Genomic DNA, 977 nt, shown 5'->3' on the forward strand with positions numbered 1-977 from the left:
CGCTCTGAGCTGGGCTTGTTTTCGATAAGCAAGCGGTGTGGCACCATATTCTTTTCTGAAACAGGCACCAAAATAAGAGGCATGCTTAAAACCACATAGCTCAGCTATTGCACTGACACTCGCATCGCTATTGCACACCATTTTTTGTGCTGTATCTAGTCGTGCAGCCTGCAGCACGTCAGTAAACGTCGTCCCTTCCTTGTTCAACTTTCTTTTTACCGTCGACTCACTCATGTAAACCAGTTTCGCAATTTCTTTGAGCGTCCACGGCTTCGTTAGATCTTTAGAAATAAGCGCGCGAATACGTGAAGACAACGAAGAATATGAACGAGTTTCTGCCTGACTGGCGCTCTGCTCAAAGTGCATCAACAAATACAAAAGCATGCTGTTGATATCGAGCAATTCATCATTTGAACGGTTACCACAGCCCTTTTTCACCATTGCTTTGAATGCTGAGTAAATATCCACGATTCCCGGACGTAAAGTGAAACTCACCGCTACATTCCCCGAGAACACGCCATCGCAAAGCTCGCGGAAGTTCAACTGTTGATTGAGTTTTTCAATGAAACACGCAGCCAGTCTGAAACCCGAAATATTGGCATTTTCTACGAACGAATTGATGGCGATTTGCCCTTTGAAATCCGCGCCAATAGCGACCAAACAAGGTGGGTCGATAAGCTGTTTAATACCTTTAGAATCACATAACTCCAAAGCACAGTTATGGTTTAATACAATGTAAAAATCCGTCGAGCTAATATCAAACTTTTGATTTATCGGACAGTGTTGCACCTGCCCGTCAAGAACCTCAATCAAAGCCTTCATTTACATTTCCAAAATGAGTGTCAACGCTATCTTGAAACGATATGAACAAAGTGCGTGAATGTTAGTTCTCGCGGTCAGAGAGTCAATTTGATATTTTTTAATCAGCGTTCAGAAATACTGAACGCTGAAATCGGTTCGCTAACCAGAGTAATTTC

Annotated in this window: 1 protein-coding gene; it reads right to left on the bottom strand. The window is 42.9% G+C overall.

Annotated features, from left to right (window positions below):
- Positions 1-822: AraC family transcriptional regulator (locus R7R24_RS25120; protein WP_318119827.1), on the bottom strand; the 822-nt coding region annotated here is incomplete at its 3' end.
- Between the last annotated feature and the right edge of the window lie 155 nt (positions 823-977).

It is taken from the genome of Vibrio sp. 704, assembly GCF_033339295.1.